We start from the raw sequence: 1,056 nt of genomic DNA on the forward strand, positions 1-1,056 counted from the left end.
CCGTCAGACTGTCTAACAACTCCTCTACCATGTAACTTTCGTTCTGGCAAAGGACTACCTGTAAGAGTACTAGTCGCTTACTGCTATGAAATTCAAACAGGCTTTTTGCCGGGACGAGCCTCCTTGTAGTGGGGCCAGCCTGGAGGAGCTGATCTCCCCAGACAACGAGGTGCGCTTTATCGATGCCTTTGTCGAGTCACTCCCCCTCGAGCGGCTTGGTTTCCGCACAGATTTCCCCGAGAACGGACGCCCTGCCTACCATCCGGCAACGCTGCTCAAACTCCTGCTCTACGGCTATCTCAACCGCATCCGTTCTTCCCGCTGCCTGGAAAAGGAGTGTGGCCGTAACCTGGAGGTGATGTGGCTGCTGGGCCAGCTCAGGCCCGATCACAACACGATCGCTAACTTCCGCAAGAACAACAGCCGGGCCATCACCAAAGTTTTTCGCGCCACAGTCAAACTGGCCCAGCATTTCCACCTGATAGGAGGCGAGTTGCTGGCCGGCGACTCCACCAAGCTTCGGGCCCAGAACTCGAAGAAGAACAATTACAACCGGGGCAAGATCGCCCGTCACCTGGCCTACATCGAGCAGAAGCTCCTAGACTGCCAGCAGGCCCTGACGCAGGTAGACGATGCCAAGCAGGCAGAGCAGCTGGCCGATTCCATCGCCCGCCACGCCCGTCGCCGGGAGTACTACCTTGCGCTTTTGCAGCATCTCCAGGAGGCAGGCCAGGACCAGGTCTCCATCTCGGACCCGGAGAGCCGGCAAATGATCATCCGCAACACCATCACCGAGGTGGCCTACAACGTGCAGGCCACCGTGGACGCCCGCCATTGCCTGCTGATCGACTACCGGGTCACCAACCACAATGACACCAAGGCCATGGGCAGTATGCTCAGGCGGGCCAAGAGCATTGTGGGCAACGGCTCCTTCACGGCCCTGTTTGACAAGGGCTACTACACCGGCTCAGAGCTGGCGATTGCGCAGCAGTTAGGCGTCACCGCGCTGGTGGCCATTCCGGCGTCCGCCGCCAGTGCCCCGGATCCTGCCTATAA

1 protein-coding gene is annotated in these 1,056 nt (G+C 59.5%); it reads left to right on the forward strand.

Features of this window, described 5'->3' with window-relative positions; all coding sequences use genetic code 11:
• Window positions 1-85: 85 nt before the first annotated feature.
• Window positions 86-1,056 (forward strand): transposase (locus ACMA1I_RS23275; RefSeq protein ID WP_337070892.1); only part of this gene is annotated, 971 nt, incomplete at its 3' end.

It is taken from the genome of Pontibacter sp. 13R65 (assembly GCF_047525655.1).
GTDB lineage: Bacteria > Bacteroidota > Bacteroidia > Cytophagales > Hymenobacteraceae > Pontibacter.